Origin of the sequence: Sciscionella sediminilitoris (genome assembly GCF_000737195.2) — a bacterium.
Classification (GTDB): Bacteria; Actinomycetota; Actinomycetes; order Mycobacteriales; family Pseudonocardiaceae; genus Sciscionella; species Sciscionella sediminilitoris.
This window is the reverse complement of record NZ_JALM01000010.1, coordinates 1-15148: the sequence shown is the minus strand read 5'-3', so window position 1 is coordinate 15148 and position 15148 is coordinate 1. Positions and strand designations below refer to the sequence as shown.

15 protein-coding genes and 1 pseudogene are annotated in these 15148 nt (G+C 71.0%); 6 read left to right on the top strand and 10 right to left on the bottom strand.

Annotated features, from left to right (window positions below):
* Nucleotides 1–57: 57 nt before the first annotated feature.
* The gene (gene lpdA / locus AD72_RS04820; RefSeq protein WP_031465167.1) at nucleotides 58–1425 is read right to left on the bottom strand and encodes a dihydrolipoyl dehydrogenase; all 1368 of its coding nucleotides are present in this window, start codon (nucleotides 1423–1425) and stop codon (nucleotides 58–60) included.
* 142 nt (nucleotides 1426–1567) lie between these two features.
* Between lpdA and AD72_RS04815 the strand changes: the two genes are divergently transcribed.
* The gene (locus AD72_RS04815; RefSeq protein WP_031465166.1) at nucleotides 1568–1909 is read left to right on the top strand and encodes a hypothetical protein; all 342 of its coding nucleotides are present in this window, start codon (nucleotides 1568–1570) and stop codon (nucleotides 1907–1909) included.
* On the opposite strand, the gene AD72_RS04810 is transcribed toward AD72_RS04815, so the two are convergent.
* On the bottom strand, nucleotides 1885–3822 hold the full coding sequence (locus AD72_RS04810; RefSeq protein WP_031465165.1) for an ABC1 kinase family protein: 1938 nt from the start codon (nucleotides 3820–3822) through the stop codon (nucleotides 1885–1887). The two genes, AD72_RS04815 and AD72_RS04810, sit on opposite strands and share 25 nt — an antisense overlap.
* A 39-nt stretch (nucleotides 3823–3861) precedes the next feature.
* Nucleotides 3862–5337 carry a leucyl aminopeptidase gene (locus tag AD72_RS04805; protein ID WP_031465164.1) on the bottom strand — a complete coding sequence of 492 codons (1476 nt, stop codon included), beginning with the start codon at nucleotides 5335–5337 and terminating at the stop codon, nucleotides 3862–3864.
* Nucleotides 5338–5437: 100 nt separating this feature from the next.
* On the opposite strand from AD72_RS04805, the gene AD72_RS04800 reads away from it, so the two are divergent.
* Both AD72_RS04800 and AD72_RS04795 read left to right on the top strand, forming a co-directional pair.
* Nucleotides 5438–6295, top strand: coding sequence for a hypothetical protein (locus AD72_RS04800; RefSeq protein WP_156365047.1), 858 nt, complete (start codon nucleotides 5438–5440; stop codon nucleotides 6293–6295).
* A 5-nt stretch (nucleotides 6296–6300) separates the two neighbouring features.
* Nucleotides 6301–7386, top strand: a complete 1086-nt coding sequence (locus tag AD72_RS04795) for a branched-chain amino acid aminotransferase (RefSeq protein WP_031465162.1) — start codon at nucleotides 6301–6303, stop codon at nucleotides 7384–7386.
* Here AD72_RS04795 and AD72_RS04790 read toward each other — a convergent pair.
* The gene (locus AD72_RS04790) at nucleotides 7370–8134 is read right to left on the bottom strand and encodes an alpha/beta fold hydrolase (protein ID WP_304437778.1); all 765 of its coding nucleotides are present in this window, start codon (nucleotides 8132–8134) and stop codon (nucleotides 7370–7372) included. The genes AD72_RS04795 and AD72_RS04790 overlap by 17 nt on opposite strands.
* On the bottom strand, nucleotides 8112–9536 hold the full coding sequence (locus tag AD72_RS04785; protein WP_051897940.1) for an MFS transporter: 1425 nt from the start codon (nucleotides 9534–9536) through the stop codon (nucleotides 8112–8114). Before AD72_RS04785 ends, AD72_RS04790 begins: the two co-directional genes overlap by 23 nt.
* 44 nt (nucleotides 9537–9580) lie before the next feature.
* Between AD72_RS04785 and AD72_RS38340 the strand changes: the two are divergent.
* Nucleotides 9581–9802 (top strand): annotated as a pseudogene (locus AD72_RS38340) (TetR family transcriptional regulator); the annotation flags it as partial.
* 396 nt (nucleotides 9803–10198) lie between these two features.
* On the opposite strand, the gene AD72_RS04780 reads toward AD72_RS38340, so the two are convergent.
* Genes AD72_RS04780 through AD72_RS04770 form a run of 3 tightly spaced genes read right to left on the bottom strand, consistent with a single transcriptional unit; the run spans nucleotide 10199 to nucleotide 12551 of the window.
* Nucleotides 10199–10939, bottom strand: a complete 741-nt coding sequence (locus AD72_RS04780; protein ID WP_231644733.1) for an adenosylcobinamide-GDP ribazoletransferase — start codon at nucleotides 10937–10939, stop codon at nucleotides 10199–10201.
* Nucleotides 10936–11985, bottom strand: coding sequence for a nicotinate-nucleotide--dimethylbenzimidazole phosphoribosyltransferase (cobT, locus tag AD72_RS04775; protein ID WP_031465158.1), 1050 nt, complete (start codon nucleotides 11983–11985; stop codon nucleotides 10936–10938). Before cobT ends, AD72_RS04780 begins: the two co-directional genes overlap by 4 nt.
* Before the next feature lie 35 nt (nucleotides 11986–12020).
* The gene (locus tag AD72_RS04770) at nucleotides 12021–12551 is read right to left on the bottom strand and encodes a bifunctional adenosylcobinamide kinase/adenosylcobinamide-phosphate guanylyltransferase (RefSeq protein WP_031465157.1); all 531 of its coding nucleotides are present in this window, start codon (nucleotides 12549–12551) and stop codon (nucleotides 12021–12023) included.
* A gap of 25 nt (nucleotides 12552–12576) precedes the next feature.
* Between AD72_RS04770 and AD72_RS04765 the strand changes: the two genes are divergently transcribed.
* Entirely contained in the window at nucleotides 12577–12777 is a 201-nt protein-coding gene (locus AD72_RS04765; RefSeq protein WP_031465156.1) for a hypothetical protein, read from the top strand.
* Between the two features lie 36 nt (nucleotides 12778–12813).
* Here AD72_RS04765 and AD72_RS04760 read toward each other — a convergent pair whose 3' ends face one another.
* Together AD72_RS04760 and AD72_RS04755 are read right to left on the bottom strand one after the other, a co-directional pair.
* Entirely contained in the window at nucleotides 12814–13803 is a 990-nt protein-coding gene (locus AD72_RS04760; protein ID WP_031465155.1) for an aldo/keto reductase family protein, read from the bottom strand.
* A gap of 83 nt (nucleotides 13804–13886) precedes the next feature.
* Nucleotides 13887–14537: a DUF3043 domain-containing protein gene (locus AD72_RS04755; protein ID WP_031465154.1), complete on the bottom strand. Its 651-nt coding sequence runs from the start codon at nucleotides 14535–14537 to the stop codon at nucleotides 13887–13889.
* Nucleotides 14538–14723: 186 nt separating this feature from the next.
* On the opposite strand from AD72_RS04755, the gene AD72_RS04750 reads away from it, so the two are divergent.
* Entirely contained in the window at nucleotides 14724–15086 is a 363-nt protein-coding gene (locus AD72_RS04750) for a HesB/IscA family protein (protein WP_031465153.1), read from the top strand.
* Nucleotides 15087–15148: the final 62 nt, after the last annotated feature.

Below are 15148 nucleotides of genomic sequence, written 5' to 3'. Positions count from 1 at the left end.
GGCGTGCTGACTCCTGACTCCTCGGAACTTCCTGTGACTCCCCGGGCGAGGTGTTCCTCAGCCGTGGACGTGTAGTGGCTTGCCCGCGAGCGCGAGGTGTGCCTCGCCGAGCGCCTCGGTCTGCGTCGGGTGCGCGTGCACCAGCGGTGCGACGTCCTCGGGGAACGCCTCCCAGTTCACGATCAGCTGGGCCTCGCCGACCAGTTCGCCGACCCGTTCGCCGACCATGTGCACGCCGACGACCGGCCCGTCCGGTGCCTTGATCAGCTTGACCGCGCCCTTGGTCTTCAGGATCTGGCTCTTGCCGTTGCCCGCGAGGTCGTAGGTGAAGGTGCTCACCTCGGCACCGTAGCGTTCCTTGGCCTCGGCCTCGGTGAGCCCGACGGAGGCGACCTCGGGCTTGCAGTAGGTGACCCGCGGGATGCCGGACTCCTCGATCGCGCGCGGGTTCAGCCCGGCGATGTCCTCGGCGACGAAGATGCCCTGCGCGAAACCGCGGTGCGCGAGCTGCAGCCCGGGCACGATGTCGCCGACCGCGTACACGTTGGCGAGATTGGTGCGCAGCCGGTCGTCGGTGCGCACGAAGCCGCGCTCCATGGTCAGGCCGGCCTCTTCATAGCCCATGCCCGCGGTGTTGGGGCCGCGGCCGACCGCGACGAGCAGCAGGTCGGCGGTGAGGGTCTCGCCGTTCTCCAGGGTCACCGAGACGCTGTTGGCGTCCTGGGAGGCCCCGGTGAACTTCACGCCGGTCTTCGCGGTGATCTTGCGGCGGCGGAAGGCGCGCTCGAGCTGCTTGGAGGAGTGCTCGTCCTCGTTCGGCACCAGCCGCGGCAGCGCCTCGACGATGGTGACCTCGGAACCGAAGGAGCTCCATACGCTGGCGAACTCGACGCCGATGACGCCGCCGCCGAGCACGATCACCTTCTCCGGCACGTAGTCCAGGTTGAGCGCCTGCTCGCTGGCGATGATCCGGCCGCCGAGCTCGAGACCGGGCAGCGTCTTGGAGTAGGAGCCGGAGGCGAGCACCACGTTCTTCGCGGTGATGCGCTGGCCGTTGACCTCGACCGAGTTCGGGCCGACGAACCGGCCCTCGCCCTCGACGACGTTGACCTTGTTCGCCTTCGCCAGCCCCTGCAGGCCCTTGAACAGGCCGGAGACGATGCCGTCCTTGTAGGAGTTGACCCCGCTCATGTCGATGCCCTCGAAGGAGGACTTGACACCGAACTGGTCGCCCTCGCGGGCGGCGTCGGCTACCTCGGCGGCGTGCAGCAGGGCTTTGGTCGGGATGCAGCCGCGGTGCAGGCAGGTTCCCCCGAACTTGTCCTTCTCCACAAGGGTCACGGAAAGGCCCAGCTCGGCAGCGCGGAACGCGCACGCGTAGCCGCCGGAGCCGCCACCAAGGATCACGAGGTCGGCGTCGGTCACAATCGCTCCTAGATCAGGCGAGATTCTGTTCTAACCAGCGTCGCGGGTACCGAACGGCCGCCCGCGGCCATACGCCATCTTTCCACCAAGGCGTGCATTCTTGTGATGCGGGGACGGACGGCAATGAGGTGGAGGTTCGCCTATGGGGATCCGTGCCAGACTCCGGCACGGTAAACGCGCGGGCAGCAAGCGGGGAGAAACTCGCGAGAACACGGCCTACCTGCGGGAATGGGCCGGCGCGCGTCGTGGTGTCGAGGGTTATGTCGAACCGAGGACCACGGTCACCGAGACGACCGTGATGCTCGTCGCTCATGACGGAGAGTGGACGCGCCGCCGGGTTTCCGGGCCGCGCGCGGCGCATTCGCTCGGTGACTCGCTCGGTATCCCGGTCTACGACGCCGGAGTGGTCGGCTACCCGCAGCGAATGCGTGCCTACAACCGGCGCAGGAAAGAGGACGGTCAGGGTTCTCCGCGCCCGCGCTGATTGCGGAACGCCAGATACAGCAGGCGCACCCCGATCAGCGCGCTGATCATCAGCAGGTTGTACCCGATCAGGTCCTTGAGCGTGATGCCGGGGACGATCGGCGGCCCGCCACCCGAGGACAGCAGCAGCGCGGCCATGATCCCGGTGGTCGCGCCGAGCACGGCAAGCAGCACCTCGTGCAGCGCACCGAACAGCACCCTGCGGTCCCGCGGATCGGCGAGCAGCCGCACGTTCACCGAGAGCCTGCCCTCCTCGAGCGATCCGGTGATCCGGTCCAGCCTGCGCGGCAGTTTGCGCAGTACCGGCAGCGTGGTCACCAGTTCCCGCATGGCCAGCTCGCGCACCGATTCCGGATGCACCGCCGCGCGCACCTGTTCGCCCGCGTAGCTCCGCGCGTTGGCCAGAATGTCGAAGCCCGGGCACAGCGTGGTCAGGGTGCCCTCGAGTGTGGCGAGCGCGCGGAACACCGCCGCGATCTCCGGGGGAACCGCGAGCCCGTGCGTGCCGATCAGGGAGAACAGCTCCGCGAACAGGGCAGCGTTGGGGCGCGCGTCCCCGCCGAGGTGCTTGGCCGCGATCCGGCCGAGTTCGCGTTCGAGCGCGGCGCCGTCGATCCGCTCCGGGCGGTCGAGGATGTCGAGCAGGGCGTCGCGCATCGCGGCCGCGTCGCCGGAGTCCACACCGAGCAGGAAGGCGCGCAGACCTTCGCGCAGTGCTCCGTCGATGCGCCCGACCGAACCGAAATCGAGCAGCGCCAGCCTGCCGTCCTCGAGGACGAGCACATTGCCCGGATGCGGATCGGCGTGGAACACCCCGTGCCGCATGACCTGGCCGAGCATGGTGGTGAGCAGGGCGCGCGCCGCTGCCTCCCGGTCGGGGAGCCCGGTGTCCGGGCGCAGCGGTGTGCCGCGCAGCCGTTCGGTGATCAGCACGCTCTCGCTGGCCTCGTAGAGCCGGGGGAGCACGATCCGGCCGTCCGGATCGGCGGCGCGTACCGCCTCGAGATTGCGCGCCTCGATGGTGAAGTCGAGTTCCTCGGTCAGCGCACGGGCGAATCCGTGTGCCAGTTCGACGAGACCGAGCCTGCGTGCCCAGCTCGCCCGCGCTTCGAGGGTGGCGGCGACCTTGGCGAGGATGTCCAGGTCCCGTTCGACGGTCTCGCGGATTCCCGGCCTGCGCACCTTCACCGCGACCTCGGTGCCGTCGGCGCGCTTTCCCGGGTACACCTGCGCGATGGAGGCGGCCGCGAGTGGCTGCCCGGACAGCTCGGCGAGATCGGCCCCGGGGAGTTCGGCACGCAGCACGGCCAGGGTCGCCGCGTCGTCCGAACTCTGCGCCTGGTGCTGGAGTTTGGCGAGCTCCGTGGTGAATTCCCTGGGCAGTAGTTCGGTCCTGGTGGCGAGTACCTGGCCGAGCTTGACGAAGGTGACCCCGCCTTCCTCGAGCACGGTGCGCAGGGAGCGGGCCAGCCGGATGCGCCGCGCCGGCGCCTGATCCCCGCGTGCACCCCGGCCGCCGAGGTACCCGCCGAGCCCGTGGCGCGCCGCGATCCGCAGAATCCGCCCGTATCGCCTGCTGCGCCGCCACCACCGCACCAGGGCGCCCGGCCAGCCGCGCACGTTCCACGGTTGCCCGCTCGGATGGACGAACTCCGCGGCCAGCAACAGGATCAGCACCACGATCAGTGCCGCTCCGACGATCGGGACGAGCAGCCCGACCGCTTTCCCCGCGCTGTGCACCGGGGGAAAGGACTGCACGATCGCACCGGCCACGGTCCAGCCGATGACCGCGGTGACCGCTCCGCGCAGGAATCCGATGCGAACTCCGAGCACCCGCCGTGCCACGCCGATCATGGCGAGCACGAGCAGGAACCAGGTCACCGAACCCAGGACCGTCAGCAGCCACTGCGTCATCGGCTCACCGTAACGTGCCCGGTGACCGGGCCGTTCCGCTCAGCCGTGCTCGGCGATGTCGGTGAGTACCGCGGCCATGGTGCGCACCGGCACCCCGGTGCCGCCCTTTCCGGTGTAGCCCCACGGCGATCCGGTGTTGTAGGCCGGGCCCGCGACGTCGATGTGCGCCCAGTCGACCCCTTCGGCGACGAACTCGCCGAGGAACACCCCGGCCAGCAGCATCCCGGCGACCTTGGCCCCGTTGGAGACGTTGGTCAGATCGGCGAGGTTCGAGTCGAGGTCGGCGCGCAGTTCCTCGGGCAGCGGCATGGCCCAGGCGGCCTCGCCGACCTCGCGTCCCTGTTCGGCGACCCGGTCCCGGAACTCCGGGCTGCCCATCACGCCACTGGTGCGGGTGCCGAGCGCGGTCAGCTGCGCCCCGGTCAGCGTGGCGGCCTCGATGAGGTAGTCGGGCTTGTCCTCGCAGGCGCGCACGATCGCGTCGGCCAGGACAAGGCGGCCCTCGGCGTCGGTGTTGAGCACCTCGACGGTCTTGCCGCCGTACATGGTGAGCACGTCACCGGGGCGGTAGGCGGTGCCCGAGGGCATGTTCTCGGCCATCGGCACGGTCGCGGTGACCTCGATGGGGAGCTTGAGCCGTGCGGCGAGCGCGGCCACGGCGACCGCCGCGGCGGCACCGCTCATGTCCGAGGTCATGTCGTCCATCTTCGCCGGCGGCTTGAGCGAGATCCCGCCGGTGTCGAAGGTGATGCCCTTGCCGACCACGGCGACCTTGGCCTTCGGCTTGTTCGGGCGGTACCGCATCCGGACCAGGCGCGGCGGTCGCGAGGAGCCGTCGCCGACCCCGAGGATTCCGCCGAATCCCTTGCGGCGCAACGCTTTCTCGTCGAGCACTTCCACCGTCATGCCGGCGTCCTCACCGAGCTGCTTGGCGCGGACGGCGAAGGACTGCGGGTAGAGCTCGTTCGGCGGGGTGTTGATCAGATCGCGCGCCTGGCACACCGCCTCGGCGATCGCGGTCGCGGTGCGCAGCTCGGCCCGCTGCCCGGTTCCGCCCTGGGCGGCGAAGGCCACGCTCCCCAGTGCTTCGCCGTTCGGTTTCACGCTCGGCTGGTACGCGCCGAGGATCGTGCCCTCGACCGCGGCGTGTGTGTCCACAGTGGACAGCGTGCTCGCGGCCTTCCTTGTTCCGGCGAGCGCCCGGGCGGCGACCCCGGACGCGCGGCGCACCTGCTCGGCGCTCGGCGTGTCCTCGACCGCACCGAGTCCCGCGGCGAGCACCACCGGAGCGGTGATCGTGCCGAGGGTGGCCAGCTTCACGGCCTCGCCAGCGGCGCCCTTCGCGCCGAGCTCGGTCAGGATCCCGGTGAGCCTGCCGCCGAAGGCCGCGTCGATCGCTTCGGCGCCGGGCGCGAGCGCGATCCCGTCCGTACCGGCAATCGTGCCGATCACGACGGCGTCGACGGCGATCGTCTCCAGCCCGGTCTTCGTGATGCTCAGTTTCGGCGTGGCCACGGAGCGCTCCCTGCTTTCGTGTGCTGTTTTCCCGGATCCGCGACGCATCGTAACCAGTGCTGGCGGGCGCCGCTGCGGCTCGGTCTGCGACGGTGTGCGCATGCAGCGAACCAGGAGCCTTGCCCTCGCGGGTCTCGGCGTGCTCGCGATCGGGCCGCTGGCCCTGATCGCCGGTCGGTACGCGCCGCTGGCCGGGGTGCTCGCGGTGCTGCTCGCCCTCGCCGCGCGGCTGGTCCCCGCGCCGGAGACGGCGGACCGGACGGGGCGGGCGCTGGACGGCCTGTGCGCGTGCGCCACCGCCGGGGTGCTCGCCAGGGGGATCGGTGACTATCTGGTGCCCGGCCATCCGCGGCCGGCCGCGGTGGTGGTGCTCGTCCTGCTGGGGCTGCTGGTGTTCGCGCGCACCGCGATCCCGGATGTGCTCGCCTGGTTCGGCATCGGGCTCGGCGCGCTGGCCGCGGTGCTGTTCGCCGGGGCGGGCCTCGGTATCGCCCCGCCGCCACATCCACCGGAGGCGGGCCACCCCGCGCTGCTCGTGCCCGCCGCCGTGCTGCTGCTCGGTGCGGCGGCGGGGGTGTCGCGCGGGCCCGGTCGCGGATTCCCGTGGTGGCTCGCCGGTGCCGCGCTCGGCTTCGGCGGTCTCGCCTGGGTGGCGCAGTACCAGCTCGGGGCCGCGCGCACCGGGCTTTCCCCGGCCCCGCTCACCGATGCGCTCGAGGTGGCGAACGCGGGAGAACTGACGCCGGTACTCGTGGTGGCACTGGTGCTCGCGCTCGCGCTCGGCGCGCACGGTCAGCTCGGTCTTGCCGCCGAACGGTTCCCCGCCTGGTCGCCCGCGCTCGGCGGGATCGTGGTGGTGTTCGCCGGGCAGCTCGGCGGGATCGTGGTGTGCGCCGTGCTCGTGCTCACGCGTTTCGCCTACCTCGGTTGGTCGGCGAAACGCGGCGAGCTACCGTGAACACTATGACGTCCGACCAATTCACCGTGACCCGTCATCCGAATCCGGCCTCCGCGGAGCGCGTGGCCGAGGTACTCGCCGACCCCGGTTTCGGCAAGTACATGACCGATCACATGGTGAGTATTGGTTACGCCGACGGCGGCTGGGGTGAACCGCAGGTACGGCCCTATCAACCGCTCTCGCTCGACCCGGCGACCACGGTGCTGCACTACGGGCAGGCGATCTTCGAGGGGCTCAAGGCCTACCGCCAGGCGGACGGTTCGATCGCCACCTTCCGCCCGTACAGCAACGCATCCCGGTTCCAGGCTTCCGCGCGCCGGCTCGCCATGCCGGAGCTTCCCGAGGACCTGTTCGTCGAGTCGCTGCGCCAGCTGGTCGCCGTGGACGAGCGCTGGGTGCCCGCCGCGGGCGGTGAGGACTCGCTCTACCTGCGCCCGTTCATGATCTCCACCGAGGTGTTCCTCGGTGTCCGCCCCGCGACCGAGTACCTGTACATGCTGATCGCTTCTCCGGCGGGCTCGTACTTCTCCGGCGGGATCAAGCCGGTGAGCGTGTGGCTGTCCACCGAGTACGTGCGCGCGGCCCCGGGCGGCACGGGCGCGGCGAAGTTCGCCGGGAACTACGCCGCCTCGCTCGCCGCGCAGGCCCAGGCCGCCGAGCAGGGCTGCGACCAGGTGGTGTGGCTGGACGCGGTGGAGCGGCGCTACGTCGAGGAGATGGGCGGGATGAACCTGTTCTTCGTGCTCGGCGACCGCATCGTCACCCCGGAACTCTCCGGTTCGCTGCTCGCCGGGGTCACCCGCGACTCGCTGCTCACCCTCGCCGCCGAGCACGGTTACGAGGTGGAGGAGCGCAAGTTCTCCACCGAGGAGTGGGAGAAGAAGGCCGCGAGCGGGGAGCTCACCGAGGTGTTCGCCTGCGGCACGGCCGCGGTGATCACCCCGGTCGGCCAGGTCAAGCACTCCGGCGGGGAATTCACCATCGCCGACGGTCAGGCGGGCCCGGCCACCACGAAGCTGCGCGCCGCGCTGACCGACATCCAGACCGGGGCGGCCGAGGACACCCACGGCTGGCTCACCACGCTGGGCTGACTTCCGCGAAGAACCGGGTGCACAGCCGCGCGAAATCCGGGGCGGTGATCGCGCGGCTGTGGTCGCCGGGCAGGTCCGCGTAGCGCGCGCCCGGCAGCGCTTCGGCGAGTTCGCGCGCCGATTCGCGGCGGACGTCCTCGGTTCCGGCGAGCACGAGCACCGGCATGGCGATCCCGTCCAGTTCGGCGCGCCCGGTCGGCACCAGGCTGTCCAGTACCCGCAGCAGGGCGAGCGGATCCCCGCCGGTCTCGGTCAGCCACCGTTCGACGTCGTGTTCCGGGGAATCGGGTTCGAAGGTGCCCGGGTTCGCCTGGACCCGGCGCAGGACCGGTTCCGTCCGGCTCGGTGCGGTCCCGGTGATCTCGGCGAGCCCCTGTCCGGCGAGCACGGCCCGCCCCGGCCGGGCACCGCGGGCGAGCATGCGGGCCACCACGCGCGCGCCCAGCGAATAGCCGCCGAGGTCGTAACCGTCCAGGCCGAGCTCGGTGAGCAGGGCGAGCCCGTCCTCGGCGAGCACATCCGGGGGATAGGCGCCCGGATCGTGCGGCCGTGCGCTGTCCCCGTGCCCGCGCAGATCCGGCATGATCACTCGGAATCCTTGCGCGGCAAGGGTTTCCGCATGCCCCGGACGGATCCAGTGCTCCGCAGCGAATCCGCAGAAACCGTGCACCAGCACCAGTGGCCGTCCCTCGCCGAGTTCCCGGTAGGCGAGCCTGGTGCCGTCCTCACCCCTGCTGTACCTGATCAACCCGTTCCCCTTCCTGGGAATCCTGCCCGCCCTGCCCGGGAAGCAGCGGCGCGAGCAGCAGCGCGGCGAGGAGCAGTCCGGCGGCCACCAGGAACGCGGTGATCGTGGCCGAGGCGGTCGCGCCGCCGGCGAAGAACACCGTACCGAGCAGGGCGATCCCCGAGGCCGGACCCAGTTGCATCGCGGTGTTCACCACCCCGGACGCGGAGCCCGCTTCCTCGGCGGGGACCTCGGCGAGTATCACGGTGAGCACCGAGCTCATCACGGTGCCCAGCCCGTAACCGAGCAGCACCGCGCCGGGAATGAGCTCCCAGGAGTGCAGCTGCTCGCCCGCGCTGTAGAGGGCGAGGCAGAGTGCCGCGATGCCGAGGATCCCGGCGATCAGACCGACCGGGATCAGGTTCTTGCCGAGCTTCCTGAGCAACGCGGCCGAGCTGCCGTTGCCCGCGACGATGCCGAGGGTGATCGGCAGGAAGGTCAGCGCGGTCTGCAGCGGGGAGTAGTGCAGGCCGTTCTGCAGGTGCATGGTCAGCACCACGAAGGTGCCCATGGCGGCGGTGAACAGGATCCCGATGGGGAGCCCGGCGGACATCTCCCGCCTGCGCAGCATGCCGAGCCCGATGAGCGGGTCGGTGCGCCGCTTCGACTGCTGGTGGACGAAAAGCCCCGCGAGCGGGATCGCGGCGAGCATCAGCAGGATCGTCCAGACCGGCCAGCCGATGCTCCAGCCTTCCACGAGCGGGTAGAGCACGGCGAACAACGGCAGCGCGAACAGCACGACGCCGAGCCGGTCGATGCGCACCTCCGGCCGTCCGGCCCGCCTGGGCAGGAACGCGGCGGAGCAGCCGAGGGCGATCAGCCCGATCGGCAGGTTCACCAGGAAAATCGAGCGCCATCCGAGCCCGGCGATGTCCGCCTGGGTGAGCAGCCCGCCGAGCAGCGGCCCGGCCGCCCCGCCGAGCGGGAACGTCGCCCCGAACAGGGCGAAGGCCTTGCCGCGCTCCTCATCCGGGAATTCGGTCCGGATCACCGCGAGCACCTGCGGCACCATCAGCCCGGCGAAGGCGCCCTGCACGATGCGGGCGCCGATCAGCACCCCGACCGTCGGGGAGAGCCCGGCGAGCAGCGAAGCGAGAGTGAATCCGAGCGTGCCGCAGAGGAACACCGTGCGGGCGCTGTACCGATCACCGAGGCGGCCGCCGGTGATCAGCAGCAGCGCGTAGGCGAGCGTGTACCCGGAGGCGATCCACTCCAGCGCCGATCCGCTCGCCTGCTGCTCGTGCTGGATCGAGGGCAGTGCGACGGCGACGATCTGATTGTCGAGCATGTCCATGAAAACGGCGAGCAGCAGTGGGAACAGCGCCGCCCAGCGGTGGGGATGCCATGTCTGAGGTCTGGTCATGAGGCTCATAATCAACCAGATGGATAATTGTGTCAACTATCAGGATGACTAAGCTGACTGCTAGGGTGACTGTCGTGGCGAGGCGAACACCGGAACCCGGGGAACGACAGCGCGATGCCGAGCGCACCAAGCGGTCGATCCTGGAGGCCGCGGCCGAGGAGTTCGCCGCATCGGGTTTCGCCGGGGCCCGGGTCGCGGGCATCGCGGCCCGCGCCGGGGTGAACAAGCAGCTGATCTCGTACTACTTCGGCGGCAAGGAAGGCCTCTACCGCGCGATCGGGGAACGTTGGCGGGAGTACGAGGACGAGAACCTGACCGCCGAGCGGTTACCGGAGGCGTTGCGCGGCTACGCGCTGGTGCCGCTGCAGGACCCCGCAGGGCCGAAACTGCTCGCCTGGGAGGGGCTGAACGACGAAGGGGGAGCCGCGGCCGAGCCCGGTCGTGCCGAACGGCTGCGCGCCAACTTCGGCCGGCTGGTCGCCGCGCACGAGGGGGAGCTGGACCCGGGCTTCGATCCGGACATGCTCGGCCTGATGTTGTTCGCCGCCGCGAGCATGCCCTCGGTGTATCCGCAACTGGTGCGCGAGGTGTGCGGGGCGGAGGCGAGCTCGCCGGAGTTCCTGCGCGCGTACGCCGATCAGCTGGCTCTGCTCGCCGAGCGGTTAGTGGGCGGCGAGCACCGCACCGACCGCGGTGAGCAGCACGGCGAGTTCGCAGCAGGCGCCGAGCACATCCCCGGTGATCCCGCCGAAGCGGCGCACGCAGTGCCGGACGAGGCCGAACACGGCGCAGCCGGTGATCACCCACGTCACCCCGAGCCACGGTGACCACAGCGCGCCCGCCGCGGCGAGCACGAGCCACCACAGCACCGGGAGCGCGGGGTGCTGGCCACCCGCCACCAGGGAGCCGAGCCCGTCCGCGCGGGCCGCGGGAACCCCGCGCGCGCAGGCGATGGCGAACGCCGCGCGTCCCGCGGTGACCGCGGCGAGGATGCCCGGCCAGTCGTGCGTGTTCGCGAGCGCGCCGAAGCACACGGCCTGCGCGCCGATATCGACCACGAGGGCCACCACGGCGAACGGGCCGGTACTGCCGTCGCGCATCACCTCGAGCGCGCGCTCCGGTCCGCCGTAACAGCCGAGCCCGTCGGTGGTGTCCGCGAGCCCGTCGACGTGCATGCCGCGGGTACCGAGCACCCCGAGCGCCACCGCCAGCAGGCCCGCGAGCGTTTCCGGTGCGCCGAGCAGCCGGATCCCGAACGCGGCCCCGGCCAGGACCGCCCCGAGCAGCAGCCCGACCAGCGGGGCGAGCGCGATCGCGAACCGCCCGGCCGCGCGGTCCACGCTGCGCACCCGGACCGGGAGCACGGTCAGCATGGAAAGCGCGAGCGCGAACCCCCGGATCACCGGTCCCGCACGCCCGCCTCGTCGAAGGTGGCCATTCCGGAGAGCAGCCGCGCCGAGGCGGCGACCAGCGGCAGCGCGGAGATCGCGCCGGTGCCCTCGCCGAGGCGCATGTTCAGCTCCAGCACCGGGGTCAGGTCGAGCTGTTCGAGCGCGGCCCTGTGTGCGGGTTCGGGGGAGCGGTGCCCGGCGATCCACCAGTGCCGGGCACCGGGGGCGAGCGAGTCCGCGACGAGCGCGGCCGCCGTGGAGACCACGCCGTCCAGGATCACCGGGGTGCGCCGGACCGCGGCCTGGGCGAGGAACGCGGCCATCGCGGTGATGTCCGCACCGGCGACGGTCCGCAGTAGCTCCACCGGATCACCGAGCACCGCGACGGCCCGCCGCCGCGCGTCCCGGATCGCCGAGGCCTTGCGCATCCAGGTGAGGTCGTCGATGCCGGTTCCCCTGCCGACCATGGTTACCGGTTCCGCTCCGGTCAGCGCGGAGACGAGCACCGCGGCCGGAGTGGTGTTGCCGATCCCGAGGTCCCCGGGAATGAGCAGGTCGGCCCCCGAATCGACCTCCTCGTCCGCGATCGCCTTGCCCGCGGCGATCGCCTGGCGCGCCTGTTCCGGGGTCAGCGACTCCTGCCGGTCGATCGCCGCCGAGCCCTCGCGCACCTTGTACCCGCGAACCGATTCCGGCGTCGGCGCGTTCACGGCCATGTCCACCACGCGCACCGTGGCCCCGGAGGCCTCGGCGAGCACATTGGCGGCGGCGCCCCCGGCGAGCAGGTTCGCCACCATCTGACCGGTGACCTCGGGCGGATAGGCGGAGACCCCGCGTGCGGCGATGCCGTGGTCCCCGGCGAACACCACCACCCGCGGGCGGTTCAGCGGATGCGGTGGGCAGCTGCCCTGGCAGGCGGCGATCCAGTTGCCGAGCTGTTCGAGCCTGCCGAGCGAGCCCTCGGGTTTGGTCAGCCGCGCCTGGCGGGCCTCGGCCTGCGCGCGCACCTGCTCATCGGGCGCGGTCACCTCGTCGAACGAACTGTCCGCTGTGGACATTCGGACGGTACCTCCTCGTAGTTCCTAACGAACTCTCAGCGAAGCCGCAGGGGGATCCCCGCGATCAACAGCTTGACCTCCGTGCTCACCTCGGCGACCGCGGCGTTGAGCGCGCCGAGCTCATCGCGGAAAAGCCTGCCAGAAGCGGTGGCGGGCACGATGCCGAGTCCGGTCTCCGCGGAGACGAGCACGACATCGCAGGCGCAGTCCCCGAGCGCGCGCACCGTGTCCGCGATGCGTTCACGCACGCGCGCCAGGTCGCCGGACTCCCAGGCACCCGTCTCGTCGAGCAGCGCGGTCAGCCAGGTCGCGAGATCGTCCACCAGCAGCGGCGGATCAGCGGGCCCGGCCGAGGCGAACAGTTCCCGCAGGTCCGCAGTCTCGACCGTGGACCAGCAGCCGGGCCTGCGGGCGATGTGCCGGGCGATCCGCGCATCGAACTCCCGGTCGGCCGGATCGCGGCGGGCGGTCGCCACGTAGGTCGCGGGCCGGGTGCCGTCGAGCAATCCCTCGGCGTGCGCCGACTTCCCTGAGCGCGCCCCGCCGAGGACAAGCGTTACCGTCACGGTGGCGACCCTACGGGAGGCAATCATGGAGTACCGCTGGCGCTACGAGGACTCGGCGGGTGCCGAGCAGCAGGGCCCCGCGCAGACCTTCGAGGACCAGCAGGAGGCGGAGCTCTGGCTCGCCGATTCCTGGGTCGACCTGCTCGACTCCGGGATCGAACAGGTCACCCTGCTCGAGGACGAGCAGCCGGTGTACGGGCCGATGGGCCTGCACTCGCCCGAGTAGTACGAGCAAGCGGGGCAGCCCAAGCTCAGCGGCGCTCTACGGTGAGCGGGTCAGCCCGGGGTTGGTCTCCACCACACCGTCGAGCACCTCGTCGATCTTGGTCAGCAGGGCGGGATCGAGCGCGACCCCGGCCGCGGCGACGTTGTCGGTGATCTGCTCGGGCCGGGAGGCGCCGATGATCGCGGAGGCCACATTGGTGTTCTGCAGCACCCAGGCCACCGCGAGCGCGGCCATGGACAGCCCCGCCTCCTCGGCGATCGGCCGCAGCCGCGCGACCCGCTCGAGCACCTCGTCCCGCAGCCAGTGGGCGATCATGTCGGCCCCTCCCGCCGTATCGGTGGCCCGCGAACCCTCCGGTGGCTTCGCGCCCTGCTGGTACTTCCCGGTGAGCACGCCCTGCGCGATCGGGGACCAGACGATCTGGGACAGCCCCTCGCGCTCGGCGGCGGGCACCACCTGCTCCTCGATGACCCGCCACAGCATCGAGTACTGCGGCTGATTGGACACCAGCGGGATGCGCAGCTCCCGCGCGAGCGCCGCGCCCCTGCTGATCTGTTCGGCGGACCACTCGGAGACGCCGATGTAGTTGACCTTCCCGGCGTGCACCAGGTCCGCGAAGGCCGACATCGTCTCCTCCAGCGGAGTGCGCCGGTCGAAGCGGTGCGCCTGGTAGAGGTCGATGTGATCGGTCTGCAGCCTGCGCAGCGAGGCGTGCGCCGACTCCAGGATGTGCTTGCGGCCGAGACCGGAATCGTTCGGTCCACCGGGACCGGTCGGGAAGAACACCTTGGTGCACAGCTCGAGCGATTCGCGCCGTTGCCCGTGCAGTGCCTTGCCGAGCACCGTCTCGGCCGCGGTGTTCGCGTACACATCCGCGGTGTCGAAGGTGGTGATCCCCGCGTCGAGGGCGGCCCGCACGCAGGCGAGCGCGCGTTCCTCCTCGACCTGGGAACCGTGGGTCAGCCAGTTGCCGTAGGAGATCTCACTGACGAAGAGGCCGCTGTGGCCGAGGCGACGATGTTCCATACCGCCAGCCTAGGATTTCCCGGGCTCGGTTGAGTAGCGGCGCGGGCGACCTGGGTGGAAGAGCGGCTTCGCAACGCCCGTGTTCAGTCGACCTTCTGCCCGGCCTTGATGCGTGGTTTCGGCATGCGCAACTTACGGATCTGGGTGCTCCGGACGAAGGCGTACCAACCGAGCGAAAGGCCCTTGTCGGTGGCGTCCGGGAACTTCGCGCGCACCCGCTTGGTGATGCTGCGGCCGTTGATCACGCCCTCGATCACCATCAGCGCCAGGATCACGGTGCACACCAGCACGGCGATCTGCTGCACCTGCGGGGTCGGGGTGAACAGGCTGATGAAGATGAGCCCGGCCATGGGCATGAACAGCCCGGCGAAGTTGCGTTTGGAGTCGACGACATCGCGCACGTACCGGCGCACCGGGCCGCGGTCGCGCGGCATCACGTAGCGGTCGTCGCCCTCTTCCATCTTCTTGCGCCGCTCCGCGGCCTGCGTGCGCCGGTCCTCCTTGGACCCGCGCAGCGCCTTGGCCCGCTTCGCCGCCTCGCGCTGGGTGGTCGGCGGGGGCAGCACCGGTCCGCGCTGACCACCCGAGGCCTCCTTGCGCTTGGGCGTCGGCCGTCCCTTCGGAGCGGTGTACCCGCGCTGGCCGGATTCGCCCGTTTCCTCGATCGACTCGGCGACCTCGGCGGTCGAGGCATCGGCCGTCTGCTCGTCACGCGCGCGGTTGAACAACTTCACACCCCAAGTCTAGCGGGCGGGTCCCGCGCCGAGGACCGCAGCTCGCGTCGGTGGTACCGGCCACGCGGTCCACGGTGGCCGAGTGATCGATACCGCCCGGTGAATGTGTCACCATGGAAGGGAACAAACCATCCTCGGCGAGCTGTTGTAGGGGTGGAGAGGCGCAGACCGCACAAGGGAGAGTCAATGACTGTCGATGCCACCGCGGCGACCGAAGAGAAGACCCACGGCGTGCAGCTTTCCGATGCCGCTGCCGCGAAGGCCAAGGCACTGCTCGACCAAGAGGGCCGCGACGACATGCACCTGCGCATCGCGGTGCAGCCGGGTGGCTGCGCCGGCCTGCGCTACCAGCTGTTCTTCGACGAGCGCACCCTCGACGGCGACCTGTTCCGCGACTTCGGCGGGCTCTCGGTCGCCGTGGACCGGATGAGCGCGCCGTACGTGGAGGGCGCGACCATCGACTTCGTGGACACCATCGAGAAGCAGGGCTTCACGATCGACAACCCGAACGCGGGCGGGTCCTGCGCCTGCGGCGACTCCTTCAACTGAGTCCCGGGGCCAGGTGCGCCGCTGCCGTCCGTGACGGCGGCAGCCGCTGTCATGGCAGGCGC